Below are 25,481 nucleotides of genomic sequence, written 5' to 3'. Positions count from 1 at the left end.
GGGACGTCGGTGGAGTAGAAGGCGGGCTCGAAGAACTTGTACTCCAGCAGCATCCGCTGGTCCTCGCCGAGCCGCTGGTAGACCTCGGCCAGACCGTCCGCGAGGCGGTCCTGGCGGGCGCGGAGGTCGTCCTGGCCGGGGTAGTTGGTGCCGTCGGCGAACCACAGTTTGAGGTCGTGGGAGCCGGTGGCGTCCATGATGTCGACGCATTCCAGCAGGTGGTCGACCGCCTTGCGGCGCACGGCCGCATCGGGGTGGCAGATGCTGCCGAGCTTGTAGTCGTCGTCCTGGAAGGTGTTGGAGTTGATCGCCCCCAGCCTCAGGCCGTGGTCCTCGGCGTACTTCGCCAGAGCACCGTAGTCGTCGACCTTGTCCCACGGAATGTGCAGGGCGACCGTCGGCGCGACACCGGTGTGCGCGTGCACCTGCGCGGCGTCGGCCAGCTTCTCCTGCGGTGTACGGGGAACTCCCTGCTGGGCGAACACCTTGAACCGGGTCCCCGAGTTCCCGTACGCCCACGACGGTGTCTCGACTGCCTGGGTCTTGAGCGCGGACTTCACCGCGGCGAGCTCGGTCACTTCAGGGCTCCTGTGACGTCGGGTCGGAAGGCTTCAGTATGAATCGATTCAGGAGGGGAAGCTTAGGCCGGTTGTGCAGGGTGTCAAGCGTTCGCGCACACCCTGTTGCCCGTGGCCTGACCGTGACCTTTGGCTCTCGAAGGACTCTCGAAATTTTTTCGGGGCTCACCCATTGACGTGACAAGCTCGCCGCGCCTAACGTCCCGGCAACCAAGTTGAAACCTTTCACGACGCCGTGAGGACCTCCCGAGGGTCCCCTGGAGCATCGTCGAGGAGCCCCTCATGACCCACCCGTCCGACGCGGGTCCGGCCCCGGTGCTGGCGCTCGAGGACATCTCGAAGTCCTTCGGCGCCGTGCGTGCCCTGCGGGACGTGTCCCTGGAACTGTTCCCCGGCGAGGTGCACGCCCTCGCCGGTGAGAACGGTGCGGGCAAGTCCACCCTGATCAAGACCCTCGCCGGGGTGCACCGGCCGGACGCAGGCCGGGTACTGCTCGACGGTGAGCCCGTCGTCTTCCACGGCCCCGGTGACGCCCGCGACGCCGGCATCGCCGTGATCTACCAGGAGCCCACGCTCTTTCCCGACCTTTCGATCGCCGAGAACATCTTCATGGGCCGCCAGCCCCGGCGCGCCCTCGGCCGGATCGACCACAAGGCCACGCACGCGGCGACCCTGGCGCTGATGCAGCGCCTCGGGGTCGAACTCGACCCCGACCGCCCGGCGCGCGGCCTGTCCATCGCCGACCAGCAGATCGTCGAGATCGCCAAGGCACTCTCCTTCGACGCCCGCGTCCTGATCATGGACGAACCGACGGCCGCCCTCACCGGAAGCGAGGTCGCCCGGCTCTTCGGTGTCGTGCGCACCCTGCGTGAACAGGGCGCCGCTGTGCTGTTCATCTCGCACCGGCTGGAGGAGATCTTCGAGATCTGCCAGCGGGTCACCACCCTGCGCGACGGCGCCTGGATCTCCAGCGAGCCGATCGAGGGCATGACGGAGGACGACCTGGTGCGCCGCATGGTCGGCCGCGACCTCGACGAGCTCTACCCCAAGCAGGACGTCAAGCCCGGTCAAGTCGCCCTCAGCGTACGGCGGTTGACCCGGGAGGGCGTCTTCACCGACGTCTCCTTCGAGGTGCGCCACGGAGAGATCGTCGGTCTCGCCGGACTCGTCGGCGCCGGTCGCACCGAGGTGGCGCGCGCCGTCTTCGGCATCGACCGCTGGGACGCCGGCGAGGTCGAGGTCGAGGGGCGCAAGCTCACCAACGGCGCCCCCTCCACCGCGATGGCCGCGGGCCTCGCCCTCGTCCCCGAGGACCGGCGGGCCCAGGGCCTGGTGATGGACATGTCCATCGAGCGCAACATCGGCCTCACCGGCCTCCGTACGACCGTCAGGGCCGGCCTCATGGACCGGGGCGCCGAGCGCAGCCGTTCCCTCGACTGGGCGGTCAAGCTCCAGGTGAAGTACGCCCGGATCGCCGACACCGTCAACACCCTGTCCGGCGGCAACCAGCAGAAGGTCGTCCTCGCCAAGTGGCTCGCCACCGGGCCGAAGGTGCTGATCGTCGACGAGCCCACCCGAGGCATCGACGTCGGCACCAAGGCCGAGGTGCACCGGCTGCTCAGCGAGCTGGCCGCCGACGGCGTGGCCGTCCTGATGATCTCCTCCGACCTGCCCGAGATCCTCGGCATGGCCGACCGCGTGCTCGTGATGCACGAGGGCCGCCTCGCCGCCGAGATCCCACGCGCCGAAGCCACCGAGGAAACCGTGATGGCCGCAGCCACCGGGAGGGCCGCCGCATGACGGTGACCACTCCCAGCGAAACCCCCGTCGCCGACGTGCCCAGGTCCAGCGGCACCCGGCTCGTCGACCGCGTGTTCAAGATGCGCGAACTCGCCATCCTGGTCGTCTTCCTGGTGATGATCGTCATCACCCAGATCGGCAACAGCGACTTCCTGTCCGAACAGGGCATCAAGGACCTGCTGCTGAACGCGACCATCCTGGTCCTGGTCGCCACCGGCCAGTCCCTGGTGGTGATCACGAGGAACGTCGACCTGTCCGTCGGCTCCACCCTCGGCATCGCAGCCTTCGCCGCCGGCGACTACCTCCACGGAGGCGGGAACGCGGTCGTCGCCGTCGTCCTGGCGGTGCTGCTGGGCATCGGCTTCGGCCTGCTCAACGGTCTGCTCGTCAGCCTCGGCCAGGTCCCGGCCCTCGTCGTCACCCTGGGCACGCTCTACATCATCCGTGGCATCGACTCCATATGGGTCGGCTCCCGCCAGATCACGGCGGCCGACCTGCCGGGCGGCTTCGTGGACTTCGGCTCCGGCGGCATCTCCGCGGTGCCGTGGCTGGCGCTGATCGCGCTGGCGGTGCTGGTGGCGACGGCGTACTACCTCAAGCGCTTCGGCAGCGGACGGGAGCTGTACGCGCTCGGCTCCAACCCGGAGGCCGCGCGGCTGGCCGGCATCCCGGTCCGCAAGCGGATCCTCGCCGCGTACACCTTCTGCGGCGCACTCGCCGGCCTCGCGGGCGCCATGTACCTGGCCCGCTTCGGCAACGTCGACTCCGGGACCGGAACCGGTTACGAACTCACCGTCGTCAGCGCGGTCGTGGTCGGCGGTGTCGTCTTCACCGGCGGCTCCGGCAGCGTGTACGGCGCCGCGCTTGGTGCCCTGCTGCTGACCTCCATCAACAGCGTGCTGCCCGCCCTCGGTGTCAGCTCGGTGTGGGTGCTCGCCATCAACGGCATCCTGCTCATCCTCGCCATCTCGGTCGACCGGATCGTCGCGCTGCGCGTGGCCTCCGCGCTGAAGAAGTCGGCCGCGAAGAAGACGGCCCTGCAGAAGGGGAACGCCCGCCATGCCTGACTCGCTCACGCGCGCGGTCCGCTGGGACACGGTCGTCGGCGCCCTCCTGGTCGTGCTGTTGCTGCTGTCGTTCGGCACGGTGGACGGCTTCGGCAACGCCCTGAACCTCTCCTTCCTCATCGGCAACACCCTGCCGATCGCCCTGGTCGCCCTGCCCATGACGATGCTGGTCGTCTCCGGTGAGATCGACATGTCCGTCGCCTCCACGGCCGGTCTGTCCGGCGCGGTGATGGGCAAGCTGTGGAACGAGGGCATGGCGATCGAGACGATCATCCCGCTGTGCCTGCTGCTGGGCCTGGTCTGCGGGCTGGTCAACGGCCTGCTGGTGACCCGGCTCGGACTGCCCTCCCTCGCCGTCACCATCGGCACCCTCGCCGCCTACCGGGGCATCGCACAGATCGTGCTCGGCTCCGACGCGGTGACCGACTTCCCCTCCCAGTACCTGAACTTCGCGGCCGGACGGCTCGGGAACACGTTCCTCCCGCAGGCCTTCCTGCCCTTCCTCGTACTGCTCGTCATCGCCGTGGTCGTCCTGCACGCCACGCCGTTCGGGCGGTCGCTGTTCGCCATCGGCGCGAGTGAGGAGGCGGCGCGGTTCGCCGGGATCCGGGTCAAGCGCCACAAGCTCATCCTGTTCATGGCGACGGGACTGATGGCGTCCCTGACCGGGATCTTCTGGGCGCTGCACTACGCCAGTGCGCGGTACGACAACGCCACGGGTCTTGAACTGTCCGTCGTCGCCGCCGTGTTGCTCGGCGGCATCGACTTCGACGGGGGCAAGGGGACGCTGGGCGGTGCGATCGCCGGTGTCTTCCTGCTCGGGGCGTTGCAGAACGTGATGAGCCTGCTCAATGTCTCGGCACAGTCGCAGATCGTCGTCACGGGTGTGCTGCTCGTGATCTCCGTGCTCGGTCCCAGGGTCGCTCGGCAGGTCGCTGTCGCACGAGCGGCACGTTCCGCTGGTTAGACCGGTTTTCAGCTGCGGGTCCGTCGTGGCTGGTCGCGCCCCGCGGCGGAGCCGCACATCGACTCCGCCCCGCGCCCCTTCAGGGCGCGTCGTACTCACCCTTCGTCAAAAGGAATCCGCCATGCGTAAGTCATCCCTCCGTCGTGCCTGCGCGGCGCTCGCCGCCGGAACCTCCCTCGCCCTGGCCCTCACCGCCTGTGGTGGTACCACCAAGAACAACTCCAAGAGTGACGACAAGGCGGCCACCTCCACCGCCAAGGCCGACCCGAACGCCGCGCTGAAGAAGGGGCTGACCGTCGGGTTCCTGCCCAAGCAGGTCAACAACCCCTACTTCACCTCCGCCGACAAGGGCGGCGAGAAGGCGCTGACCGAACTCGGCAGCAAGTACAAGGAGGTCGGCCCCTCCAGCGCCACCGACACCTCCGGGCAGGTCTCCTACGTCAACACGCTCACCCAGCAGCAGGTGAACGCGATGGCAGTGTCCGCGCAGGACCCGGGCGCCCTGTGCACCGCGCTGAAGCAGGCCATGAGCAACGGCATCAAGGTCGTCACCTACGACTCCGACACCAAGCCGGACTGCCGCAACGCCTTCGTCTCGCAGGCCTCCGCCGAGGACCTCGGCCGTACCGAGGTGCAGCTGCTGGCCCAGCAGATCGGTTACAAGGGCGAGATCGCGATCCTGTCGGCCGCGCAGACCGCGACCAACCAGAACGTGTGGATCGACTTCATGAAGAAGGAGCTGGCGGACCCCAAGTACAAGAACATCAAGCTGGTCAAGATCGCCTACGGCAACGACGACGCCCAGCAGTCCTTCCAGCAGACCCAGGGCCTGCTGCAGCAGTACCCGAACCTGAAGGGGATCATCTCCCCGACCACCGTCGGCATCAAGGCCGCCGCCCAGTACCTGTCCGGCTCCAAGTACAAGGGCAAGGTCAAGCTCACCGGCCTCGGCACCCCCAACGACATGCGCAACTACGTCAAGAACGGCACCGTCGAGGGCTTCGAGCTGTGGGACCCGGCGAAGCTCGGCGACCTCGCCGCCCGCACCGCCGTGGCGCTGGCCTCCGGTCAGATCACCGGCAAGGAGGGTGAGACGTTCAAGGCCGGCTCGACCACGTACACCATCGGCAAGGACGGCGTGATCACGCTCGGCAAGCCGACCGTGTTCACCGCGAAGAACATCGACCAGTTCAACTTCTAGGCCCCTTCGTCCCGTTCGGAAGCTGGTACTTCATGCAGCGCGTCTGTTTCCTCCTCAAGGTCCGCGAGGACCGGCTCGCCGAGTACCGCGAACGCCATGCCGCCGTGTGGCCGGAGATGCTCGAGGAGCTCTCCGCCACCGGCTGGCACAACTACTCCCTCTTCCTGCGCGACGACGGCCTGCTCGTGGGCTATCTGGAGACCGAGGACTTCGCCGCCGCCCAGGCCGGCATGGAGGCCACCGAGGTCAACGCCCGCTGGCAGGCGGAGATGGCGCCGTTCTTCGAGTCGCTGGACGGCGCCCGGCCCGACGAGGCCATGAAACCGCTCACGGAAGTGTTCCACCTCGCCTGACCGCCCTCGCCGATCGTCCCCGCCCCCTCGCTGGAGCCGCTCATGAGAAGACGCACCGTGCTCGCCACCGCCATACTGGCGGCCGTGGCAACACCGGGCATCGCACGGGCCGCCGATCCCGGCCCCTCCGTCAGCAGGAAGAGCACCACCCAACTCGACTCCCAGGCGGTCTTCTTCGTCTCCTACGACGGTCTGGTCAACAACAACTCGTTCCAGAAGAACGGCCTGTTGACCTACAAGGGCTACCAGTACGCAGCCTGGTACACCTCGACGGGCAACGCCGTGGTCGGCCGGCGCGCCCTCGGCGCGAGCAGCTGGTCGACCGTCACCCTCTCCCACGTCCTGAAGACCAGCGACTCCCACAACGTCATCTCCATGGGCGTCTCCGAGGTCGACGGCCGGCTGCACCTGAACATGGACTCGCACAGCGACGGCTACTTCTACGTGAAGTCCGTCGCCGGGCTGCTGGACAACCCCGGTACCACCGGCTGGACTTCGTCGGTCTTCGGCTCCGTCCAGACGTCCCTGGACGGCCTGGCCCTGACCTCGCAGTTCACCTACCCCCAGTTCGTCTCCACCCCCGAGGGCAAGCTCCAGCTCAGCTACCGGGTCGGCATCTCCGGCAACGGCCGCAACGCCCTTGCCGAGTACGACGGTTCGAGCTGGACGGCGCTGGGGGAGTGGTCCGGTTCCACGGGCACGTACACCAGCTCGCACGGCTCCTCGACGGCCCGCAACATGTATCTGCACGGCATCGACTACGACGTCAACGGCCGACTGCACTCCTTCTTCACCTGGCGTGAGCAGAACGCGGCCGTGATGTGCAACAGCGGCGGCATCACCAACCACGACACGGGTTACGTCTACTCGACCGACCGTGGCCGCACCTGGCGCAACGACGCGGGCAGCCTGGTCGCCACCACCGGCACCGCGGACACCGTCGCCGTCACGGACTCCGGACTGGTCGTCGACTCCCTCAACCCCGACCACTCCCTGATGAACCAGGAGAGCCAGTGGACGGACTCCACGGGCCTCCCGCACGCGATCATCAGCTACGTCCCCGGCCGCTTCGGCCAGTGCACCACGAACTACGTCGCCGACCGCACCGCCAACGGCCGCGCCTTCCACGTCCGCAAGAACGCGTCGGGCACCTGGCAGAAGACGGAGATCCCCGTGGCCCTGAACTCCAGCCAGCGCACCAAGCTGGTCCTGGACACGTACGACAACGCCTACGCCGTCTTCCCGTTCGGCCGGATCGCCGCCGCGTCGAAGGCGTCCGGGTACACCGACTGGACACTGCTGTACGACGGCGGTGATCTCAACGCCTTCGGCGAGGTCGTCATCGACGAGCCGCGGGTGAGGTACGACAACGTCCTGTCGTTCATGTACCAGGAGAAGTCGAGCGGCACGACCCCGTCGGCGCTGCATGTCGTCGACTTCGCACTGCCCTCGTGACCGGCGCCGATGTGCGGGGCGATGACGGTAATGTGAAGGTCTTCTTCCCGCCGTCCCGCGTTCCTCTGGAGGTCCCTGCCTGATGGCCCAGTCGGTGGGTATCAAGGACGTCGCCCGTGCCGCCGGAGTCTCCGTCGGCACGGTGTCCAACGTCATCAACCGTCCGGACACGGTCGCGACGGAGACCCGGGCACGGGTGCAGTCCGCGATAGACCGGCTCGGGTACGTCCGCAGCGAGTCCGCGCGCCAGTTGCGCGCGGGCCGCAGCCGGATCATGGGGCTGCTCGTGCTCGACATGGGCAACCCGTTCTTCGTCGACGTGGCGCGCGGGGCGGAGCGGGCCGCGCGCGACGCCGGGCTCGGCGTGATGGTCTGCAACAGCGCGCAGAGCGCCGGTGAGGAGGCGGAGTACCTGTCGCTCTTCGCCGAGCAGCGGGTGCGGGGCGTGCTGCTCACCCCCGCCGACGCGACCGGCCGCAACATCGAGACGTTCCGCCGGCACAACATCCCCTTCGTCCTCGTCGACCGGGTGGCCGAGGGGACGACCGAGTGCTCGGTCTCCGTCGACGACGTGGCGGGCGGTGCGCTCGCCGTGCGTCACCTGGTCGACGCCGGGCACCGCTCCATCGCGTACGTCAGCGGTCCGCCCGGCCTCAACCAGGTCCGCGACCGCCGCACGGGCGCCCTGAACGCGCTCGCCGAGGCGGGCCTGGGCCCCGAGTGCCTGCGCGAGCTGCCCACCGAGCGGCTGGACGTGGCCGCGGGCCGGGACGCCGGCGCCCGTCTGCTCGGCCTCGCCGACCGCCCCAGCGCCGTCTTCTGCGCCAACGACCTGCTGGCCCTCGGCGTACTGCAGGCCATGTACGCGGCCGGCATCACCGTCCCTGACGACCTCGCCATCGTCGGCTACGACGACATCGAGTTCGCGGCCGCCGCCGCCGTCCCGCTCACCTCGGTACGGCAGCCCGCCGTCACCATGGGTGCCCTGGCGGCGGACCTGCTGCTGGAGGAGACGGAGGCGGAGGGCGGGGGCAGGCGGCACGAGCACCGGCGTGTCGTCCTCCAGCCGGAGCTGGTCGTACGGCGTTCGAGTCTCTCGGCCCGCTGATCGCCTGTTCAGTAGGATTTCATGATCCGCGGGGTCGGCCGACGGACGAACTTGTGGTGAAGTGGGACGCGACCGGAAGTCCGTCCGTCCCTGGAGATCAGTTGAGCGCCACGTACCGCCAGCCCGGCGTCGTCCTCACCGACCGCCACTTCACCGTGCCCCTCGACCACGACGACCCGGCGGGGGAGTCCATCGAGCTGTACGCCCGTGAGGTCGTCGCGGGTGAGAAGGTACGGCAGGACCTGCCCTGGCTGGTCTATCTGCAGGGCGGTCCCGGATTCGGGGCGAATCGTTTCGTCGGAAAGCCGGCGTGGCTCGGGCGGGCCCTGAAGGAGTACCGCGTCCTCCTGCTCGACCAGCGCGGCACCGGCCACTCCACGCCCGCCAACCGCCAGACCCTCCCGCTGCGCGGGGGCCCCACCGAACAGGCGGACTACCTCGCCCACTTCCGCGCCGACGCGATCGTCCGCGACTGCGAGGCCATCCGCCCGCAGGTCACCGGCGGCGCCCCCTGGACGGTCCTCGGCCAGAGCTTCGGCGGCTTCTGCGCGGTCACCTATCTCTCCAGCGCCCCCGAGGGCCTGGCCGCTGCCGTGATCACCGGCGGTCTGCCCTCCCTCGACGCCCACGCCGACGACGTGTACCGGGCCGCCTACCCCCGCATCGAACGCAAGGTCGGCGCCCACTACGCCCGCTACCCGCAGGACATCGAGCGGGCCCGCCGTATCGCCGACCACCTGCTCACCCACGAGGTGACCCTGCCGAACGGCTACCGCCTCACGGTCGAGGCCTTCCAGTCCCTCGGCATCATGCTCGGCGGGAGCGAGGGCAGCCACCGCCTCCACCACCTCCTCGAGCACGCCTTCGTCCGCACTCCGCAGGGCATGGCCCTCTCCGACGCCTTCCAGGAGGAGGTGCAGGGCAGCCTGTCGTTCGCGAGCCACCCCCTGTACGCCCTCGTCCACGAGGCGGTCTACGGCCAGGACGAGCGCCCCACCGCCTGGTCGGCGGAGCGGGTGCGGGCCGAGTTCCCGCAGTTCGACGCCCCCAAGACGCTGGCCGGCGACACCCCCCTGCTCTTCACCGGCGAATCGATCCACCCCTGGATGTTCGACTGCGATCCGGCACTGCGGCCCCTGCGTGAAACGGCCGGACTGCTCGCCGCCCGCACCGACTGGCCGCCGCTGTACGACCCCGCCCGCCTCGCCGCCAACGACGTCCCGGCCGCGGCGGCCGTCTACCACGACGACATGTACGTCGACACGGCCCACGCCCTGGAGACGGCCCGGACGATCCGGGGCCTGCGCACCTGGGTGACGAACGAGTTCGAGCACGACGGCGTCCGCGCGGGCGGCCCCCGCGTCCTGGACCGGCTGCTCGCCCTCACCCGCGACGAGGCATGACATCACGCCGGCCGAATTCACCCGTCCGCCCCGTGACCGCGCAGAACGTGCTCAACGCCGTTCGCCGGTCGCGGTGTGCGCGATGACCGCGGACACGATCGTCTCCCTGTCGGTTCGGTCGACCCCGTGCCCGGCGTCCTTGAGGACCAGCAGCCGCGCACCGGGAATCTCCTCGGCGAGCGCCTCGCCATGGGCGAGGGGGAACAGCGGATCCGCGGTTCCGTGGATCACCAGCGTGGGTACCGCGATCGACGACAGCGGTTGACGCGAGGGCTCGCCCTCGGCCAGCAGGTCGTGGTTCTGCACGGCGGCGACGTCACGCGCACGCTCGACGTCACGGCGGACGAGGTCCCGGACGGCGGCCTCGTCGAACGGACGCCGCTCTCCCGCGAGCACGCGTGCGTACTCGACCAGGTGGTCGACCACCGAGGCCCGCTGCTCCCAGTCGACCTGCGCGGACGACACGAACCGCACGAACTCCTGCCCCGGCGGGGGCAGTTCGCGACCTCCGCGCACCGCCCGGGAGGTGCTGATGAGGACGAGCGAGAGAACGCGAGGCGCCTGGTCGAGCGCCGCCAGCTGCGCCAAGGCCCCTCCGGCCGAGACCCCCACCAGATGGGCGGCCTCGATCCCGTAGGCGTCCAGAACCCCCACGGCGTCGCGCATCAGATCCGCACCGGTGTATCCGGGGCGGCCCGGCTCGTAGGTGACCGACCGGCCGGTGTCGCGATGGTCGTACCGGATCACGAACCGTCCGCCCGCGGCGAGCATCCGGCAGAACCCCTCGTCCCACCAGAGCATCGAGGCTCCGGTCCCCATGACGAGCAGCACCGGCGGGTCCGACCGGTCACCGAAGGACTCGGTGCACAGGGAGACACCACGCGCGTCGATCATCCGCTCGGCCACCGCCACACACCTCCTCACCGCAGCCATTGTGCCGCTGGGAGGAGGCGCCGCGAGGACTCGATGGGCGAGGCGTTCGTGCCCGATCCGGTGATCACACCGCTGGCGCGGATCCAGCCGGAGCGGGAGGTCCTCCTGGCCGAGTGGGCGCGGCTCGCGCTGCTGGTGGTCCTCGAGACGCTGGAGCCGGCCGAGCGGTCGGCGTCCCGGCGCCGGGTGCGGGGCGCCACTCCGTCGGCGGAGCCCGAGCTCGGCCGGGAGCGGCACGCCGTGGACGCGTTCATGGCCGCCGCCCGGGCGGGCGACTTCGAGGCGCTGGTCGCGATCCTGGACCCCGACGTCCTGCTGCGCGCCGCCTCGAAGGTGGTGCGCAGAGCGTGGCCGAACAGGCCCTGTTCTTCCAGTAGTTCGCGCACTCGATGCGGATGTCCCTGGTCCATGGGGAGGTCGGCATCCTCAACGCCCCCTAGCGGTTGGCCCGGCTCGATCTGGGCGGCGCGCTCGACTGAGCGCTCAGGCCGCCACGGCCAGGGGACCGAGGGTGCGGTACGGGTTCACGACCCGCCCGTCAGGCAGGAGTTCGCCGGTGTCGTCGAAGACGATCGTCCCGTTGCACAGCAGGCTCCACCCCTGTTCCGGGTGGGCCGCGACGACGGCGGCGGTGTGGTGGGCGGGGCTGTCTGCGCTGGGGCACGGAGGCCGGTGGCTGCACATGATCTCTCTCCTCGATCCGTCTGGCTCCCGCCTGAAGTGGGCTCGTATCCGTGGTGGCCGAGTTTGTTTTCCGCTGTATGAGAAGACCCCCACAGGCCCGGAAACTCATCGGTGAGGTTCGGTTCGGCCGATTCGTGGAGGCCGGGAAGGCCCGCTGTCGGACCCGCGTGGGACCGTGGGGCGTGGCGGCGTGAACACGCGAAGGGGGTCGTGTCATGGGCGACGTCGACGCGCAATTCCTGCGGGGCCTGTTCGACGAGGAGGGCAGCCTGCATGCCGGCGGCCGGATCGCGCTGTACCGGCTCTACGGCCTCGAGGGCCTGCTGTACGTCGGCATATCGGTCGCTCCCCTCACCCGGGCGCGCACACACCTGCGGGAGCAGCCGTGGGGTCCGCAGGTCATCGGGATACGCATCGGCTATCCCGACGACGCGGAAGCTGCCGAGCGCGAGGCGGTCTGGACCGAGCGCCCCAAGTACAACGTGATCTTCAACGGCCGCCTCCCGCCCCCGCCCGCGGACCCCGCGTCCCGGCTCAGAACCGAACTCGCCGTGGAGCAGCGGCGACTCGCGGAGTTCGAGGCGGCCGTACCCGAGTCGTCGGCCCATCTGCGGCTCATCGTCCGCGGGATCGAGGCGAAGAAGGAGAAGATCGCGAGGCTGCGGGAGCAGATCGAGGCCACCGAGGCGGCACGGCAGACCTAGACGCCGGGGCGGGTGCCCTTCGGGGGAGCCGCCTGGTCGATACCATGTGCGATATGCCAGATCAGACCCTCGGCCGCGCCGACCTGCGGGCCGACTGCGAGCGGTGTTTCGGGCTCTGCTGTGTCGCCCTGCCCTTCGCCGCCTCCGCCGACTTCGCGATCGACAAACAGGCCGGCACACCCTGCCCGAACCTGCGGGGCGATCACCGCTGCGGCATTCACGCCACGCTGCGGCAGAAGGGGTTCACCGGCTGCACGGTCTACGACTGCTTCGGCGCCGGGCAGCAGGTCTCGCAGATCACCTTCGGCGGACAGGACTGGCGCACCGGCTCGCGGGAGCAGGCCCGGCTGATGTTCGACGTCTTCCCGGTCGTACGGCAGCTGCACGAGCTGCTGTGGTACCTCAGCGAGGCGCTCACCCTGCCGGCCGCCCGCCCCCTCCACGCAGAGCTGCGCCGCCTCCTGGAGGAGACCGAGAGCCTTGCCGGTCAGACCCCGGACCGGTTGGCCGTGCTGGACGTCGGCGCGCACCGGCAGACGGTGAACGTCCTGCTGCTGGAGGCGAGCGAGCTGACGCGGGCGGGTGTCCGGGGCCGTAGGAAGGACCGCCGCGGGGCCGATCTCATCGGCGCCCGCCTCAAGGGCGCCGACCTGCGCGGGGCGAATCTGCGCGGCGCCTATCTGATAGCCGCCGACCTCACGGGCGCCGACCTGCGGGGCGCCGACCTGATCGGCGCCGACCTGCGGGACGCCGAACTCACCGGCGCCGATCTGACCGGCGCGTTCTTCCTGACCCAGCCCCAGCTCAACGCGGCCCGGGGGAGCGCAGGCACCCGGCTGCCGGGCTCAGTCACCCGCCCGGTGCACTGGGCAGCGCAGCTCTGACGGAGCCTCCTCGACCGTGGTCGCCGCACCGGCGGTCACTGTACGGCGGTCCAGGTGCAGCCGCAGCCCGTCCGGCATCAGGGTGAGCCGCTCGGTCACCCGCAGCCGATACTCCGGCTCGGGGACGAACGCGTAGCGGCGCAGCAGCAGGCCCAGCACCAGGGTCGCCTCGTGCAGCGCGAACTGCCGGCCGATGCACGCCCGCGCTCCGGTGCCGAACGGCTTGAAGGTGTGCGCGGGGCGGGAGCGTACCGCCTTCGGGTCGAAGCGGTCCGGGTCGAAGTGCTCGGCGTCGGCGCCCCAAGCCGCGGGGTCCCGATGCAGCATCGGGGTGAGCACCAGCGTCCAGGCACCCCGGCGCATCGGGTGCTGTCCGGCCAGCACGGTGTCCTGGACGGCCTCGCGGGCGAACGCGGGCGCGGTCGGCCACAACCGCAGCGACTCGTCCAGGACCCGGCGTACATACCGGAGCTTGGCCACCTGGTCGTAGCCGGGCGTCGGAGTCTCGCCCCAGACGCGGTCGACCTCCGCTCGGGCCCGGGCGGCGACCTCGGGGTGGCGGGAGAGGTAGTGCAGGGCGAAGGAGAGGGCGCCGGAGGTGGTCTCGTGGCCCGCCACCAGGAAGGTGATGACCTGCCGGCGGACGTTCTCGGGGGCGAGACGTTCACCCGTCTCGGGGTGGACGGTCTCCAGCATCCGGTCCAGCAGGTCGCCGTCACCGCCCGCCGTGCGCCGCGCGCGGACCAGATCGTCGACCGTGCGGTTGAGGAAGGCGATGTCGGCCGCGTTGCGCTGGGCGGCCCGCCGGAGCAGCCCGGGGAAGGGAACGGAGTTCAGCCGCTGGGCGTAGGTGAGCGTGCCCACCATCGCGGTGATGAAGGGGTGCGGCCGGGAGCGCTCGAAGGAGCCGAAGTCGTGGCCGAACCCGGTCCGCGCGATGGTCTCCAGGGTCAGCTTGGTCATGTCCCCGGGCACGTCCACCGCCCGCCCCGCCGCCTGCTCCCGGTCCCAGTGGTCCGTCAGCCGCCCGGCGACGGCCAGCATCATCGGGTGGTACGCCTCCATGGCCTCCCGGCTGAACCCCGGGGCCAGCACGTCGTGGGCCAGCTGCCAGTTCGGCTCGTGGTTGTACGCCGTGAACAGTCCGTCTCCGGCGACGGGCCGCAGATTGGCGACGCCGAGGCCCACGTGCTTGGCGAACCGCGACTCGTCGGCGAGGTCGGCCACCAGATCGGCGCCCCAGACGAACACGAACTCCCGGTCGAAGGCCTTGCGCCGGTAGATCGGCCCCAGTTGGCGGGCGAAGCGCAGGGAGTCCTGGAGCGGGGTGGCCCGGTTGGCGCCCAGCACGTCACCGAGCAGCGGGAGCCGGCGCGGCGGATGCGGGATGCGGTGCAGCTCCGGCCAGCCCTGCTCGGCACTGCGGAACCCGCCCGGCAGCGCCGCCCCTGTCGTGGTCTGCGCCATGACGCGATCTCCCTTGATCCAGCGGCGACTGAGCTCGTTGTACGTGGGTTCAATAGCGTGCCCAGTCTGGTCCCGCTGTTGAACCGGCGTCAAGTAAAGTGCGGACATGGCCGCGAACCAGGGCGGGCGCACGCGCCGCCGGCTCAGCACCGGTGAGCGCCGGGAGCAGCTGCTGTCGGTGGGGGCGCGGCTGTTCTCGGAGAGTCCGTACGACGACGTCTGGATCGAGCAGGTCGCCGAGATCGCCGGTGTCTCCCGGGGGCTGCTCTACCACTACTTCCCGACCAAGCGGGAGTTCTTCGCGGCCGTCGTCGAGCGTGAGAGCGAGCGCATGCTGCGGATGACGGCGGCCGTGCCCGGCGTCCCGCTGCGCGAGCAGCTCGCGGCGGGGCTGGAGACGTATCTCGAGTACGTCGAGGCCCACGCGCACGGCTTCCGGGCCTTCCACCGTGCCGACGCCGCCGGGGACCAGGCCGTACGCCGGGTCTATCAACGGGCGCTGGCCGCGCAGGAGCGTCAGATCCTCGCGGCGCTGGAGGCGGACCCCGAGTTCGGCCCGGTCGCCGGGGCGCGTCCCGATCTGCAGCTCGCGGTCCGGGGTTGGCTGGCCTTCACCACGGCCGTCTGCCTGGAGTGGCTGCGCGGCTCGGAGCTGAGCCGCGAGCAGGTCCGTGATCTGTGTGCCCGGGCGTTGCTGGGCGTCATCGCGCCCTGACGATCTGCCGCTCGGGCCCTCCCGTGGTTGGCGTGCACCCCGATTGGTTGGCGTGCACCTCGATCTTCGATAGGTTAGGCAAGGCTTACCTAAGGAGGATTTCGGGATGGGTGACAGCCAGAGCTGGACGGCCGCGCCTTCCGCGGCCGAACGGGCCCGTTCGGTGGTCGCCACCGCGTGGTCCTGCGCGGTGACCGCCGAGGGCGGGCGCGAGGAGCTCGTCGGCGCGCACACCGTGGCCGAGGACGGCAGGGTCCTGCTGAGCGTGCCCGAGGACGGCGCGCTGCTCACGGCCGCGATCTGCGCACCTCGTGGCGAGCCGTCCGCCGTGCTGGAGTTCGCCGACGCGGCGCCCGTCCCGGTGCGCAGCCGGATCCGCGCCCGGCTCTGGCTCGCGGGATGCCTCGTCCCCGACGACGACCGACTGGCCTTCCGCCCCACCCGGATCGTGCTGCGGCAGCCCGCCGGCACGGTGGTGGTCGACCTCGACGAGTTCGCCGCCGCGGCGCCCGACCCGCTCGCCCTCGCCGAGGCGCATCTGCTGACCCACCTCGCCGACTGCCACGCCGACGCGGTCGAACGGCTCACCCGCCTCGTCGACCACGCCAGTCTGCACGGCGCCCTCCGCGTCCAGCCCCTCGCCGTCGACCGGCACGGGTTGACCCTGCGCATCGAACGCAACCGCGCCCACGGCGACGTACGCCTGCCCTTCCACACCCCCGCCGACGACGTCGGTCAGCTCACCGAGCGCATGCACGCCCTGCTCTCCCAGGCGAGCGCCGCCTCCTGCCCGCGTGCCCTACAGCGGCAGCGCACAGACCGCGACCGGTGAGGCGAACGGGGCGCCCGCGAGCCGCAGTTCACCGCTGTTGTCGTCGACGTGGAACACGCTGACCGTGCCGGACTTCTGGTTCGCCGCGAAGAGCAGCCCGCCGTCCGTCGAGAAGGCGATCTGTCGGGGGAAGTCGCCCGACACCGGGACCGTGCCGAGCAGCCGCAGCCGGGCGCCGTCCGCCTCGACGGCGTAGCGCGCCAGGGTGTTGTCGCCGCGGTTGGCGAGGTAGGCGAACGAGCCGTTGCGGGTCACCAGGATCTGCGCCGGGTAATTGGTGCCCGGACCGGAGCCCGTGGACTGCGGTGCGCCGATGGTCAGCCGCCCGCTGGACGGGTCGTAGGCGCAGACCGTGATCGTGTCGTCGACCTCGTTGGCCAGATAGGCGTGCCTGCCGCCCGGGTGGAAGGTGAGATGGCGCGGACCCGCGCCGGGCCGGGTATGTGCCTGCGCGACCTCGGTGAGCCGGCCCGTGCGCTCGTCGAGGCGGTAGGTGTAGACGGTGTCCGTGCCCAGGTCGACCGCGAGGACATGGCCGCCGTCGGGGCTGGTGATGAACTGGTGGGCGTGCGGTCCCTGCTGGCCGGGACCCGGCGCCGGATCGGAGTGCACGACCAGGTCGGCGCGCTTGCCCAGGGCGCCCGAGCCGTCGACGGGGTGCACGGCCACGCTGCCGGAGCCGTAGTTGGCGCTCAGCAGCCAGCGGCCGCTCGGATGCACCGACAGATGGCAGGGCCCGGACCCGCCGGTGGCGCGGCTGCCGAGGACCTTGCGGTCGGCGAGGCGTACGGCGGTCACGGCGCCGTCGTCCCGCTCGTCCACCGCGTACAGCGTGCGGCCGTCCGGATGCGCGGCCAGATAGGACGGATCGGGCACTCCGGTGAGGGTGCCGGCGCCGGTGACACGGCCGCTCGTGGGGTCGTAGGTGGCGAGTCCGACGCCCCTGCCGCCGCCCTCGACGGAGGTGTAGGTGCCGATGTAGAGGGGGCGCGGCCCGGACTTCCGGGGCGTGGGGCGGGGTGTGGAGGGCTTGGCCGACGGCCTCGGTGTGGTGACGGCGGCCGCGGGTTCGGCGTCCGGGGTGCCCTTGGGCGGGGCGGGCGCGGGCAGTGCCGTGATCGCGGCGGCTCCCGCGAGCGCGCCGACGAAGCGACGCCTGCTCCAGCCGCCGCCCGCCGCTCCTGTCCCACTGCCCATGCCCGCACCTCAGCCGGTAACTCGCCCGATCGTGACTAGCCACCATGACCCGGACGCCCCGGCCCGTGCAACACCGGCACCCTTCGTTGCGCGGGGCGCAACCCGAACTCCCGCCGCGCGCCGCCCCGGCCGGACCCGGCCGGGGCAAGTCCCACCAGCCGGACGTGCCGGACGTCCCGGATGTCCCGCGCCTGCCGGACGGATTCCGCAGCTGCCTGCCCTGCCGCACGTGCCGCAGGCGCAGCCGGGCCTGGTCGCCGGGTCGGCCGAGGTGGGGCGGGCGGGTGTCCGGCTCGTCCCGACCGTCGCCGGGGCGGACCGGTGCTCTACCAGTCGCCGTCCTGCACCGGCTTGCCCGGGGCGTCACCCAACTGCTGCACCTGGTGCGGCGTCGGGGGCTGCCAGGGATCGTGGTCGTCGCCGAGCCAGTCGCCGACCGGCTTCACCGCCTCCAGCGTGTCCGTCGGATCGAGATCGGCCGCGTCCTGGTCGTAGTAGTCGAACCAGGGCAGGCCCGCGCGCGTGTACGCCGCGCGGTCCACCGGCGACGGCGGAGGCGCCTCGCCGGTGATACGGCGCCACTCCGGCGGCGTCACCAGGTGCACGAACACGCGCCCCGCCGGCTCCTCGGCCCAGTCCGACAACGGCCGGTCGTCCTCGTAGACCTCCTGCCGCATCGAGCCGCCGACACCCAGCCCCATCGCCGCGGCGGCCGGGGCCGCGCCCGGGGCGGGAGGCGGTGCCGCCGCCATCGGCATCGCCGCGTCGTAGCCGCCCATCGCCGTCATCCTGCGCGACGCCCGCGCCCGGCGCCGCTCCGCCTCCCGCCACTCGGCGAGCTTCGGCCCGCTCAGCGGGAAGGACTGCAGCTGTACGCCGCCCCACACCTCCTCGCCGGTGACCTGGCCCTCGACGGTCGCCCCGAGGCCCAGCGGCACGGCCACGAACTGGCGGACCGTGCCCTTGCCGGAGTTGATGCCGTCCAGCCAGGGCTGGCGCGGCAGTACGAGGTAGTTCTGCGGGTTCCGGGACAGCCGGTCGCTCCACGGCTCGCCCGAGACCGCGCACACCTTGCCCACCCCGACCTGCAGGGCGGCCGGCTCGGCGGTGCCGGAGAAGCTCAGCCACATCGCCTCGCGCAGATACACCGGCAGCATCACACCGCCCCGCGCGCGCCACTGCTCGGGCACCGTGTCGGGGTAGTCGGCGATCCGGCGCACCGGGAACTGACCGAGCCCCGGCGGCAGCGGATGGGTGCCCGTCTCGGGCAGCCGCAGCGTGCGCATGAACCGCACCGCCGCCCCGCCCGGCAGCCGCAGCACGTCCCCGTCGATCCGCACGGCCTCACCGCTCATCCGCCAGCCCCCTCGTATCCGGTCACGTCACCTAGAACGACGGGCGTCCTCGTCATGGTTCCGGCGCAGCACTTCCGGCACTCGCAGCCGCCCGCTGTCGCGCAGGCTCTCCCGCAGCCTGGTCAGCCGCGGCATACGCTCGCGCTGTTCACGGGAGGTGCGGTCCAGCTCCTCCAGCAGCCGGCGGGAGCGGTGCTCGGTGTCCATCTCGTCCAGGATCCGGTTGACCTCGGTCAGCACGGCCCCGTAGAGGTGCCAGGTGCGGGCGTCGCGCTGCACCTCCTCGAGGAGCAGCTGGGCGAGCTTGTCCCGGGTGGCCGCGGCCTGCCGCAGCTCGGCGGTCAGCCGAGCCTCGGCCGACTCGGCGCTGACACTCACGCTGGTGGTGACCAGGACCGCGAAACTGACCACCGCGTCCGCGATCTCGGACAGCAGCCGCTCCACCGCGGCCCCCGTCTCCGGCGCGAACAGCGGCTCCGGATCACGCTGCTTGGCGAGGTCGGTGAGCGTGCGCGCCAGCACCCGCAGGACGACCGTGCAGATCTCCAGCGTGTCCAGCCCCGTGCGCAACACCACCCGGTGCAGCAGGCCCTCGCGTACGCGTGGGTTGAGCCGCAGACTGTCCTCGGCCTGTCGGAGGGCCGCGTCCACCTCGACGATGTCGTGGTCGAGCCGGCGTGCCTCGTACAGCCGCTCGGTCGCGTGCTCGACCGGAGTACGGCCCGCGGCCTCCTCACCCATCCGCAGCATCAGGCGCCGCACCCGGCGGGCCAGCCCCTCGATCGACTCGCCGGCCTCGTCCACCCACACCGGCGGCGCCAGCAGCAGATTGCAGGCCATCCCGACCACCGCGCCGATCAGCGTCTCGACGATCCGGGCCCAGGCGGTGTCGCCGACGGTGGTGACGCCGAGCACCAGCATCGCGCTGATCGCGACCTCCGGCACGTACTCGTCGACCCGGACCAGCCGTCCGACCGCGAGCGAGGCCACGATCAGCAGGGCGAGACTCCACCACGTCAGGCCCACCAGCAGGCTGAACGCGATCGCGACCAGGACACCGGCCACGACCGCGTTGACCCGGCGGATGCCGTTGGTGAGGGTGGCGTACAGGGTGACCTGGACGACCAGCAGCGCGGTGAGTGGCGCGGTCAGCGGTGCGGCCTCGGGACTCAGGCGCAGGGCGACGACGTAGGCGACCGTCGCCGCGACGGCCGACCGCAGTGTCTGCACCACCACGGGGTCCCGGCGCCGCTTCACGAACTCGACGAGCGGCGCCGTCCACGCACGTACATCTGGCACCTGGCGCTGATCCTCTTTCCTTGGCTTCTTGGCTTCTTGGCTTCTTGGCTTCCTCGGCGCTCGTGCTCGTTGCGGACCGTAACTGTCCGCAAGGAGACCTAGATTGTTGGCAACGGTCGAAGGACGGCAAGAGGGGAGAACGGTGATGGCGGACACCCGGAGTTTCGAGGTTCTCACACGCGCGCACGCCTATCTCGGTGAGGTGGTCGCCGGGGTGCCGGCGTCGGCCTGGGGAGCGGCGACGCCGTGCGGCGACTGGACGGTCCGGCAGGTCCTCAACCACGCGCGCATCGACCAGCAGGGTTACGGCCTGGCGATCACCGGCGGCCGGCCCGACTCGGACCCCTTCCACCCCGCGGACGCTCTCGACGGTGACCCGACGGGCGAACTCGACAAGGCGCTGCGTCAGGTGGCCGACGCCTACGCCGGGTTGCCGTCCGACGCCGGCCGGGTGCCGACGCCCCTGGGCCCGCTGCCCCTGCCGCTCGCCGCCGGGGCGGCCGCCATGGACGCGGCCGTGCACGCCTGGGACGTCGCCGTCGCCACCGGCCAGGACCGGCCGCTGAGCGCGGAACTGGCGGAGGGGATCTGGCCGGCCGCGGACCACCTCGTCGATCGGCTGCGTGACGCGTACCGGGTGTTCGCGCCCGCCCTCACGGTTGCGCCGGACTACGACAGGGCCGAGGCGCTGCTGGCCTTCCTCGGCCGGGATCCGCACTGGACGCCTGCTTCCTCCTGAAGCGCGACAACCGCACCGGCCACGGGCTCACCAGCCGCGGATCGTCACCCGCACCCCGAGAACTGCCGAGCCCCGGATGGTCCACGACCGGTCGGCCTTCACTGCGCGGGGGCGGCCCGGCTGCGGGACCGGTATCCGGCCACCTTCGCGAGGTTGCCGCACCGCTCCATGGAGCACCAACGGCGCCGTCGCGCCTGGGAGTCGTCGAGGAACAGCAGGGAACAGTCCGGGTTCTCGCACTTCTTGACCCGCTCCAGCAGGGGACCGCGCACCAGGAGTACGGCGTCCCGGGCCACCGTCGCCAGCGTCGCCCGGACCGGCTGCCGCGCCGACCAGGGCTCGGGGCCCAGCTGAGGCGCGAGGTCGGGTCGGGCCGCCGCCGCGTTGACCAGCTCGACGTCCGCGGCCTCGGGCTGCCGCCCGGCCATCGAGGCTCGTACGACCCGGTACAGCGCCTCGCGCAGGAGGCGGGCGTCCGCCAGCTCCCGGGCGGTGACGCGCGCGGGCTCGTCGCCCACCGCCAGCCCCGCCTCGGCGAACCAGCGGGCGAGCGCGGCCGGATCCGGGAGCCGTTCCAGCGGGGTGGCGTGCCGTCGGCCCAGCGTCGCCACGAAGTCCAGGCAGGGGCGGCCGCCGATGAAGGGGAACGCGAGCGCCGGATCGGCGGGCGAGGTGCCGGTCATGAGCGGAGCGTACACCGCTTCATGAGGTGTCGTCATGTCGGCAGAGCCTCTTGACACCAGTTGAACAGGTGTCGGAGAGTGACACCACTTCAACCGGTGTCAGTCGGGTGTGCGGCTGTGACAGGAAGCAGGTGCGTAATGCGTGCGGTACGGATCGACGAGTTCGGCGGGCCCGAGGTGCTGGTGCCGGTCGAGGTGTCCGACCCGGTGGCGGGTCCCGGTGAGGTCCTGGTGCGGGTCGTGGCCGCGGGGGTGAACCGTGCGGACGCGCTGATCAGGGCGGGCAAGTACCACCGGGCCGGCCGGCCGCCGCTGATCCCGGGTGTGGAGGCGGCGGGTGTCGTCGCGGCGGTGGGGGAAGGGGTGACCGAACTCGCGGTGGGACAGCGGGTCATGGCGCTGGACGGTGTCAACGCCCCCGGTTTCTACGCCGAGCTGGCCGTCGTGCCCGCCACTCAGGTCACCGCCCTGCCCGAGGGCGTGGGACTCGTCGAGGCGGCCGCGCTGCCTGTCGCCTCTCTGTCGGCCTGGTACTGCGTGCGGCGGCTCGCCCGGGCGGGCAAGGACGACACGGTGGTGGTGAAGGCCGCCGCCAGCGGGGTCGGCAGCGCGGCCGTGCAGATCGCCGCCGAGACCGGCGCGCGGGTCGTCGCGCTCGCCGGGTCGGCCGAAAAGGCCGCCTGGGCGGGGGAGTTCGGCGCCCACGACGTCGTCGACACATCGGCCCACTCCGGGGAGGCGGAGGTCGAGGAGGTGCTGCGGCTGACCGACGGGCGCGGTGCCGACGTCGTCCTCGACACGGTCGGCGGCCCGGCGTTCGAGCGGAGTCTGCGCGAGGTCGGAGACGGCGGCCGGGTCGTCGCGCTCGCCAACGTGGCCCTGGAGCCCAGCACCATCGACACCCGCGACTTCTACCCCAAGAACGTCTCCATCCTCGGCTTCCAGCTCACCAACCTCCAGATCCACGGCTACGACCCCCGTCCCGACCTGCGCGAACTGGCCGAACGCGTCGCCTCCGGAGCGTTCCGGGTCCCGGTCGAGACCGTCGTACCCCTCGACGAGGCCCGCAGGGCCCATAAATCGCTGGAGCGGCGCGACAACCGTGGCAAGATCGTGCTTGCCGTGGCCGACCTCTGAGCTCCGGCCGAGAACGGGCGGCCCGGGGGAGGAGCCGACGGTGGAACGCACGAACGTCCTGTCCGAGCGGGCGCGGCAGGCGCTGCGCCATGTCGCGTCTCGCTCGACGGGCCCGGCCGTCGGTGCCGAGGTGCGGATCACGCTGAACTTCCATCCCGACCGGCTGATCGGCGGGCTGCCCATCCTCCGGGCGCTGGCCCAGGACGGCGCCTACCACTCGCAGTTCGTCACCGGCACCAGCAACGGCGGCCTGACCGCGCACCCCGGCGGCGACCGCCGGCGCTGGGAGAGCCGGATCTTCGGCGGCGCCTACGACGAGGCCGACCCGCACGAGCGGCCCGTCTACGGCGCCCTGAACTTTCGCCGCCAAGTGGTCGGTGCCGCCCCGCGGTTCGGCTCCTCGCACTTCCGGCTCACCGGCGACGCCCTGGCCCGCGCCACCTTCTGCTATCCCGACAGCGCGGCCGAGCCGACCGACTTCGGGGTGGCCGCCGGCATGTCCCTCGTCGCGCTCGCCGAGGCCGACGAGCAGGACGCCCTGAACGACTACATCGAGGCCCAGGTCCACGGCGGTGTCACCCTCGCCGGGCACGTGGAGGCCCTGGTCCTGGACGCGAGCTACCGCGGCACGCCGGTCGAGGCCGCGGCCCGCCTGCTGCCCGGCCCCGTCGAGTGGCACCCCGGTTACCGGCTGACGGTGGCAGAGCTGCGCGAGCACGCGGACTACCGCGGACGGGAGTTCGTGGAGCTGGGCGCCCTCATCGCTCAGGACGGCGTGGTCGATCCACGGATCATCGGGGACGGCGCCCGCACCGGCCGCCACGAACCGCAGGACCTGAAGATGGTGTGGCACACCCTCGCCCGCTTCGGCGCACCGGAGGGAGCGGGCACGGCCTGCGCTCCGGGCGGCCACGCCCCGGGTGCCGGCACGCCCAGCGCATAGGCCCTGGACGCCAGTTCGGGGCGGTTCGCATCACCAGCGGCGCCGGTGCGTCCTCGACGGAGTCGATGACCGGGCGGCGGTGAGCTCGCCGTACCGCGCTCGGCCGCCATTGCCGGATCGGCCAGGACGACCACGCCGTACACATCGCACGGCTCCCGTTCACCCGGCGCAACCCGCCGCATTACACGATCATGCGGCGGGCACGGGTGTGAATGCGTCGGTGGCGAGCCAGACCGCCTGGTCAGGCCCCAGCACACCGTCCTCCACCGGGCCGCTGGCCAGCAGCACCGACGAGTGCTCGGGCAGCGGACAGGGCTCAGCGGAGAGGTTGACCGCGCACACGAATCCGGGTTCCCGGCGGAAGACCAGCACCCCGGCGGGGGCGTCGAGCCACTCCAGGTCGCCGTCGCCGAGCGCGGGATGCTCGTGCCGCAGCCGCAGCGCCGCGCGGTACAGCGCCAGCACGGAGCGCTCGTCCCGCTTCTGTTTCTCCACGCTCAGCTCGGCCCACACCTCCGGCTGCGGCAACCACGGCTCGCCCCGCGCGCCGTCAGGGCTGAAACCGTACGGCGCACTCCGACCCGACCACGGAATCGGCACCCGGCAGCCGTCGCGGCCCCGGTCGGTGTGCCCGGACCGCTCCCAGACAGGGTCCTGCAGCACCTGCTCCGGCAGGTCCTCCACCTCCGGCAGCCCCAGCTCCTCGCCCTGGTAGACGTAGGCACCACCGGGCAGCGCCAGCATCAGCAGGGCCGCCGCGCGGGCCCGACGGGTGCCCAGCTCCAGGTCCAGGGGGCCCTCGGGCCGGTAGGGCTCGTTCACCGTCCACCGCCGAACGACCTTGCGGCCGTAGCGGCTTGGATGGCGTACGACGTCGTGGTTGGAGAGCACCCAGGTGGCCGGCGCGCCCACCGCCCCGAGCATCGCGAGGGAGTCGTCGATGACGGAGCGCAGGTCCTTCGCGTCCCAACTCGACATCAGGAAGTCGAAGTTGAACGCGGTGTGCAGGCCGTCCCGGCGGACGTAGGCGGCCAGCCGCTCCGGTGTGTCCGCCCATGCCTCGGCGACGAAGCACCGGTCGCCGGGGAACTCGTCGGCCACCCGGCGCCAGGCCCGGTAGATGTCGTGCACCTCGTCGCGGTCCCAGTGCGGATGGTCGACGTGCTCCCGCGGCCCGTCGTCCGCCCGGCGCGGCGGCAGGTCGGGCAGTTCCGGATGCTTGATCAGTCCATGGGCGACGTCGATGCGGAAACCGTCCACGCCCCGGGCGAACCAGAAGCGCAGGATCGACTCGAACTCGGCGCGGACCTGCGGGTGCTGCCAGTTGAGGTCCGGCTGCTCCGGGGCGAACAGGTGCAGATACCACTCGCCGTCGGGCAGCCGGGTCCAGGCCGGGCCGCCGAAGGCGGAGGCCCAGTCGTTGGGCGGCTCGGCACCGTCCGGTCCGCGGCCCGGCCGGAAGACGTAGCGCTCCCGCTCCGGGCTGCCCGGACCGGCCGCCAGCGCCGCCTGGAACCAGACGTGCCGATCCGAGGTGTGATTGGGCACGATGTCCGGGATGACCCGGATCCCGTGCCGGTGCGCCTCCTCGATGAGCTGTTCCGCCTCGGCGACCGTGCCGAACAACGGGTCGATCTCACGGAAGTCCGCCACGTCGTAACCGTGGTCCGCCATCGGAGACCGGTACCACGGATTGATCCAGACGGCGTCGACGCCGAGCCACTTCAGATACGGCAGCCGGGAGCGGATGCCGGCGATGTCGCCGACACCGTCGCCGTTCCCGTCGGCGAAGCTGCGGATGTAGACCTGGTAGATGACGGCGTCGCGCCACCAGGGTGCGTGGTGGGTGGACATAAGGTGCGCACTCCTCGGCTGTGACAACGCTTGCAAGCTTGAGGTCTGAAGGGCCGCACCGTCAATGCGCTACGTGCCGGTAACGCCCGTGACAGCGCTGCCACGGCTTCCGTACGCCTGTGC

Annotated in this window: 24 protein-coding genes and 1 pseudogene; 16 read left to right on the top strand and 9 right to left on the bottom strand. The window is 71.5% G+C overall.

The features are described from left to right. The coding region (locus ABZ453_RS24220) for a TIM barrel protein (protein ID WP_359017561.1) at window positions 1-578 on the bottom strand (578 nt) is incomplete at its 3' end. A gap of 282 nt (window positions 579-860) precedes the next feature. On the opposite strand from ABZ453_RS24220, the gene ABZ453_RS24215 reads away from it, so the two are divergent. The 8 genes from ABZ453_RS24215 to ABZ453_RS24180 all read left to right on the top strand — a co-directional run bounded on the left by ABZ453_RS24215 (window position 861) and on the right by ABZ453_RS24180 (window position 9,932). Further along, entirely contained in the window at window positions 861-2,378 is a 1,518-nt protein-coding gene (locus ABZ453_RS24215; protein ID WP_359017559.1) for a sugar ABC transporter ATP-binding protein, read from the top strand. Further along, on the top strand, window positions 2,375-3,445 hold the full coding sequence (locus ABZ453_RS24210) for an ABC transporter permease (protein ID WP_359017557.1): 1,071 nt from the start codon (window positions 2,375-2,377) through the stop codon (window positions 3,443-3,445). Before ABZ453_RS24215 ends, ABZ453_RS24210 begins: the two co-directional genes overlap by 4 nt. Further along, window positions 3,438-4,412: an ABC transporter permease gene (locus tag ABZ453_RS24205; RefSeq protein WP_359017555.1), complete on the top strand. Its 975-nt coding sequence runs from the start codon at window positions 3,438-3,440 to the stop codon at window positions 4,410-4,412. The genes ABZ453_RS24210 and ABZ453_RS24205 overlap by 8 nt, the downstream gene beginning before the upstream one ends. Before the next feature lie 121 nt (window positions 4,413-4,533). After that, the gene (gene rhaS / locus ABZ453_RS24200; protein WP_359017553.1) at window positions 4,534-5,613 is read left to right on the top strand and encodes a rhamnose ABC transporter substrate-binding protein; all 1,080 of its coding nucleotides are present in this window, start codon (window positions 4,534-4,536) and stop codon (window positions 5,611-5,613) included. A 32-nt stretch (window positions 5,614-5,645) separates the two neighbouring features. Further along, window positions 5,646-5,966 carry an L-rhamnose mutarotase gene (locus ABZ453_RS24195; protein WP_359017551.1) on the top strand — a complete coding sequence of 107 codons (321 nt, stop codon included), beginning with the start codon at window positions 5,646-5,648 and terminating at the stop codon, window positions 5,964-5,966. 42 nt (window positions 5,967-6,008) lie between these two features. Next, a complete protein-coding gene (locus ABZ453_RS24190) occupies window positions 6,009-7,421 on the top strand; it encodes a BNR repeat-containing protein (RefSeq protein WP_359017549.1) in 1,413 nt (470 codons plus the stop codon). A gap of 82 nt (window positions 7,422-7,503) precedes the next feature. Next, complete coding sequence (locus ABZ453_RS24185) at window positions 7,504-8,529, top strand: LacI family DNA-binding transcriptional regulator (protein ID WP_133043553.1); 1,026 nt, start codon at window positions 7,504-7,506, stop codon at window positions 8,527-8,529. A gap of 101 nt (window positions 8,530-8,630) precedes the next feature. Beyond that, entirely contained in the window at window positions 8,631-9,932 is a 1,302-nt protein-coding gene (locus tag ABZ453_RS24180) for an alpha/beta fold hydrolase (protein WP_359017546.1), read from the top strand. 51 nt (window positions 9,933-9,983) lie between these two features. Here the strand turns inward: ABZ453_RS24180 and ABZ453_RS24175 are convergent, their stop codons facing one another. Next, window positions 9,984-10,856 carry an alpha/beta fold hydrolase gene (locus ABZ453_RS24175; RefSeq protein ID WP_359017544.1) on the bottom strand — a complete coding sequence of 291 codons (873 nt, stop codon included), beginning with the start codon at window positions 10,854-10,856 and terminating at the stop codon, window positions 9,984-9,986. A gap of 27 nt (window positions 10,857-10,883) precedes the next feature. On the opposite strand from ABZ453_RS24175, the pseudogene ABZ453_RS24170 reads away from it, so the two are divergent. After that, window positions 10,884-11,186: pseudogene (locus ABZ453_RS24170) on the top strand (RNA polymerase subunit sigma-70); the annotation flags it as partial. Between the two features lie 162 nt (window positions 11,187-11,348). On the opposite strand, the gene ABZ453_RS24165 reads toward ABZ453_RS24170, so the two are convergent. Next, window positions 11,349-11,549, bottom strand: a complete 201-nt coding sequence (locus tag ABZ453_RS24165) for a DUF5999 family protein (protein ID WP_359017542.1) — start codon at window positions 11,547-11,549, stop codon at window positions 11,349-11,351. Window positions 11,550-11,764: 215 nt separating this feature from the next. Between ABZ453_RS24165 and ABZ453_RS24160 the strand changes: the two genes are divergently transcribed. Next, window positions 11,765-12,253, top strand: a complete 489-nt coding sequence (locus tag ABZ453_RS24160; RefSeq protein WP_359017540.1) for a GIY-YIG nuclease family protein — start codon at window positions 11,765-11,767, stop codon at window positions 12,251-12,253. A 53-nt stretch (window positions 12,254-12,306) separates the two neighbouring features. Further along, window positions 12,307-13,137, top strand: a complete 831-nt coding sequence (locus ABZ453_RS24155; protein ID WP_359017538.1) for a pentapeptide repeat-containing protein — start codon at window positions 12,307-12,309, stop codon at window positions 13,135-13,137. Here ABZ453_RS24155 and ABZ453_RS24150 read toward each other — a convergent pair. Continuing rightward, window positions 13,099-14,604 carry a cytochrome P450 gene (locus tag ABZ453_RS24150; protein ID WP_359017536.1) on the bottom strand — a complete coding sequence of 502 codons (1,506 nt, stop codon included), beginning with the start codon at window positions 14,602-14,604 and terminating at the stop codon, window positions 13,099-13,101. The genes ABZ453_RS24155 and ABZ453_RS24150 overlap by 39 nt on opposite strands. 106 nt (window positions 14,605-14,710) lie before the next feature. Here ABZ453_RS24150 and ABZ453_RS24145 point away from each other — a divergent pair, with 106 nt between their 5' ends. Both ABZ453_RS24145 and ABZ453_RS24140 read left to right on the top strand, forming a co-directional pair. Beyond that, a complete protein-coding gene (locus tag ABZ453_RS24145; RefSeq protein WP_359017534.1) occupies window positions 14,711-15,319 on the top strand; it encodes a TetR/AcrR family transcriptional regulator in 609 nt (202 codons plus the stop codon). A gap of 106 nt (window positions 15,320-15,425) precedes the next feature. Beyond that, the gene (locus ABZ453_RS24140) at window positions 15,426-16,151 is read left to right on the top strand and encodes a DUF2470 domain-containing protein (protein WP_359017532.1); all 726 of its coding nucleotides are present in this window, start codon (window positions 15,426-15,428) and stop codon (window positions 16,149-16,151) included. On the opposite strand, the gene ABZ453_RS24135 is transcribed toward ABZ453_RS24140, so the two are convergent. The 3 genes from ABZ453_RS24135 to ABZ453_RS24125 form a co-directional block, all read right to left on the bottom strand. Then, window positions 16,119-17,348 carry a lactonase family protein gene (locus tag ABZ453_RS24135; RefSeq protein WP_359017530.1) on the bottom strand — a complete coding sequence of 410 codons (1,230 nt, stop codon included), beginning with the start codon at window positions 17,346-17,348 and terminating at the stop codon, window positions 16,119-16,121. The two genes, ABZ453_RS24140 and ABZ453_RS24135, sit on opposite strands and share 33 nt — an antisense overlap. A 326-nt stretch (window positions 17,349-17,674) precedes the next feature. Continuing rightward, window positions 17,675-18,703, bottom strand: coding sequence for a hypothetical protein (locus ABZ453_RS24130; RefSeq protein WP_359017528.1), 1,029 nt, complete (start codon window positions 18,701-18,703; stop codon window positions 17,675-17,677). A 27-nt stretch (window positions 18,704-18,730) separates the two neighbouring features. Then, complete coding sequence (locus ABZ453_RS24125; protein WP_359017526.1) at window positions 18,731-20,002, bottom strand: FUSC family protein; 1,272 nt, start codon at window positions 20,000-20,002, stop codon at window positions 18,731-18,733. Between the two features lie 145 nt (window positions 20,003-20,147). Between ABZ453_RS24125 and ABZ453_RS24120 the strand changes: the two genes are divergently transcribed. After that, complete coding sequence (locus tag ABZ453_RS24120; protein ID WP_359017524.1) at window positions 20,148-20,741, top strand: TIGR03086 family metal-binding protein; 594 nt, start codon at window positions 20,148-20,150, stop codon at window positions 20,739-20,741. 98 nt (window positions 20,742-20,839) lie between these two features. Here the strand turns inward: ABZ453_RS24120 and ABZ453_RS24115 are convergent, their stop codons facing one another. Further along, window positions 20,840-21,424, bottom strand: coding sequence for an ABATE domain-containing protein (locus ABZ453_RS24115; RefSeq protein WP_359017522.1), 585 nt, complete (start codon window positions 21,422-21,424; stop codon window positions 20,840-20,842). A gap of 138 nt (window positions 21,425-21,562) precedes the next feature. Here ABZ453_RS24115 and ABZ453_RS24110 point away from each other — a divergent pair, with 138 nt between their 5' ends. Both ABZ453_RS24110 and ABZ453_RS24105 read left to right on the top strand, forming a co-directional pair. Beyond that, window positions 21,563-22,561, top strand: coding sequence for a zinc-binding alcohol dehydrogenase family protein (locus ABZ453_RS24110; protein WP_359017520.1), 999 nt, complete (start codon window positions 21,563-21,565; stop codon window positions 22,559-22,561). Window positions 22,562-22,601: 40 nt separating this feature from the next. Then, a complete protein-coding gene (locus ABZ453_RS24105; RefSeq protein WP_359017518.1) occupies window positions 22,602-23,504 on the top strand; it encodes a DUF3626 domain-containing protein in 903 nt (300 codons plus the stop codon). Between the two features lie 189 nt (window positions 23,505-23,693). On the opposite strand, the gene ABZ453_RS24100 is transcribed toward ABZ453_RS24105, so the two are convergent. Further along, a complete protein-coding gene (locus ABZ453_RS24100) occupies window positions 23,694-25,358 on the bottom strand; it encodes a glycoside hydrolase family 13 protein (protein ID WP_359017516.1) in 1,665 nt (554 codons plus the stop codon). Between the last annotated feature and the right edge of the window lie 123 nt (window positions 25,359-25,481).

It is taken from the genome of Streptomyces sp. NPDC005799 (assembly GCF_040630525.1).
GTDB lineage: Bacteria > Actinomycetota > Actinomycetes > Streptomycetales > Streptomycetaceae > Streptomyces > Streptomyces griseorubiginosus_B.
Note: the sequence above shows the minus strand (reverse complement) of the source record. Positions and strands in the feature narration are given on the sequence as shown.

Excerpts from the sequence above, each read along its gene's own strand:
- ABZ453_RS24205 (WP_359017555.1), top strand. The coding sequence starts at position 3,438 with ATGCCTGACTCGCTCACGCGCGCGGTCCGCTGGGACACGGTCGTCGGC.
- ABZ453_RS24165 (WP_359017542.1), bottom strand. The coding sequence starts at position 11,549 with ATGTGCAGCCACCGGCCTCCGTGCCCCAGCGCAGACAGCCCCGCCCAC.
- ABZ453_RS24100 (WP_359017516.1), bottom strand. The coding sequence starts at position 25,358 with ATGTCCACCCACCACGCACCCTGGTGGCGCGACGCCGTCATCTACCAG.
- ABZ453_RS24130 (WP_359017528.1), bottom strand. The coding sequence starts at position 18,703 with ATGAGCGGTGAGGCCGTGCGGATCGACGGGGACGTGCTGCGGCTGCCG.
- ABZ453_RS24155 (WP_359017538.1), top strand. The coding sequence starts at position 12,307 with ATGCCAGATCAGACCCTCGGCCGCGCCGACCTGCGGGCCGACTGCGAG.
- ABZ453_RS24160 (WP_359017540.1), top strand. The coding sequence starts at position 11,765 with ATGGGCGACGTCGACGCGCAATTCCTGCGGGGCCTGTTCGACGAGGAG.
- ABZ453_RS24190 (WP_359017549.1), top strand. The coding sequence starts at position 6,009 with ATGAGAAGACGCACCGTGCTCGCCACCGCCATACTGGCGGCCGTGGCA.
- ABZ453_RS24110 (WP_359017520.1), top strand. The coding sequence starts at position 21,563 with ATGCGTGCGGTACGGATCGACGAGTTCGGCGGGCCCGAGGTGCTGGTG.
- ABZ453_RS24145 (WP_359017534.1), top strand. The coding sequence starts at position 14,711 with ATGGCCGCGAACCAGGGCGGGCGCACGCGCCGCCGGCTCAGCACCGGT.
- ABZ453_RS24185 (WP_133043553.1), top strand. The coding sequence starts at position 7,504 with ATGGCCCAGTCGGTGGGTATCAAGGACGTCGCCCGTGCCGCCGGAGTC.
- ABZ453_RS24210 (WP_359017557.1), top strand. The coding sequence starts at position 2,375 with ATGACGGTGACCACTCCCAGCGAAACCCCCGTCGCCGACGTGCCCAGG.
- ABZ453_RS24120 (WP_359017524.1), top strand. The coding sequence starts at position 20,148 with ATGGCGGACACCCGGAGTTTCGAGGTTCTCACACGCGCGCACGCCTAT.
- ABZ453_RS24135 (WP_359017530.1), bottom strand. The coding sequence starts at position 17,348 with ATGGGCAGTGGGACAGGAGCGGCGGGCGGCGGCTGGAGCAGGCGTCGC.
- ABZ453_RS24150 (WP_359017536.1), bottom strand. The coding sequence starts at position 14,604 with ATGGCGCAGACCACGACAGGGGCGGCGCTGCCGGGCGGGTTCCGCAGT.
- ABZ453_RS24195 (WP_359017551.1), top strand. The coding sequence starts at position 5,646 with ATGCAGCGCGTCTGTTTCCTCCTCAAGGTCCGCGAGGACCGGCTCGCC.
- ABZ453_RS24140 (WP_359017532.1), top strand. The coding sequence starts at position 15,426 with ATGGGTGACAGCCAGAGCTGGACGGCCGCGCCTTCCGCGGCCGAACGG.
- ABZ453_RS24115 (WP_359017522.1), bottom strand. The coding sequence starts at position 21,424 with ATGACCGGCACCTCGCCCGCCGATCCGGCGCTCGCGTTCCCCTTCATC.
- ABZ453_RS24215 (WP_359017559.1), top strand. The coding sequence starts at position 861 with ATGACCCACCCGTCCGACGCGGGTCCGGCCCCGGTGCTGGCGCTCGAG.
- rhaS (WP_359017553.1), top strand. The coding sequence starts at position 4,534 with ATGCGTAAGTCATCCCTCCGTCGTGCCTGCGCGGCGCTCGCCGCCGGA.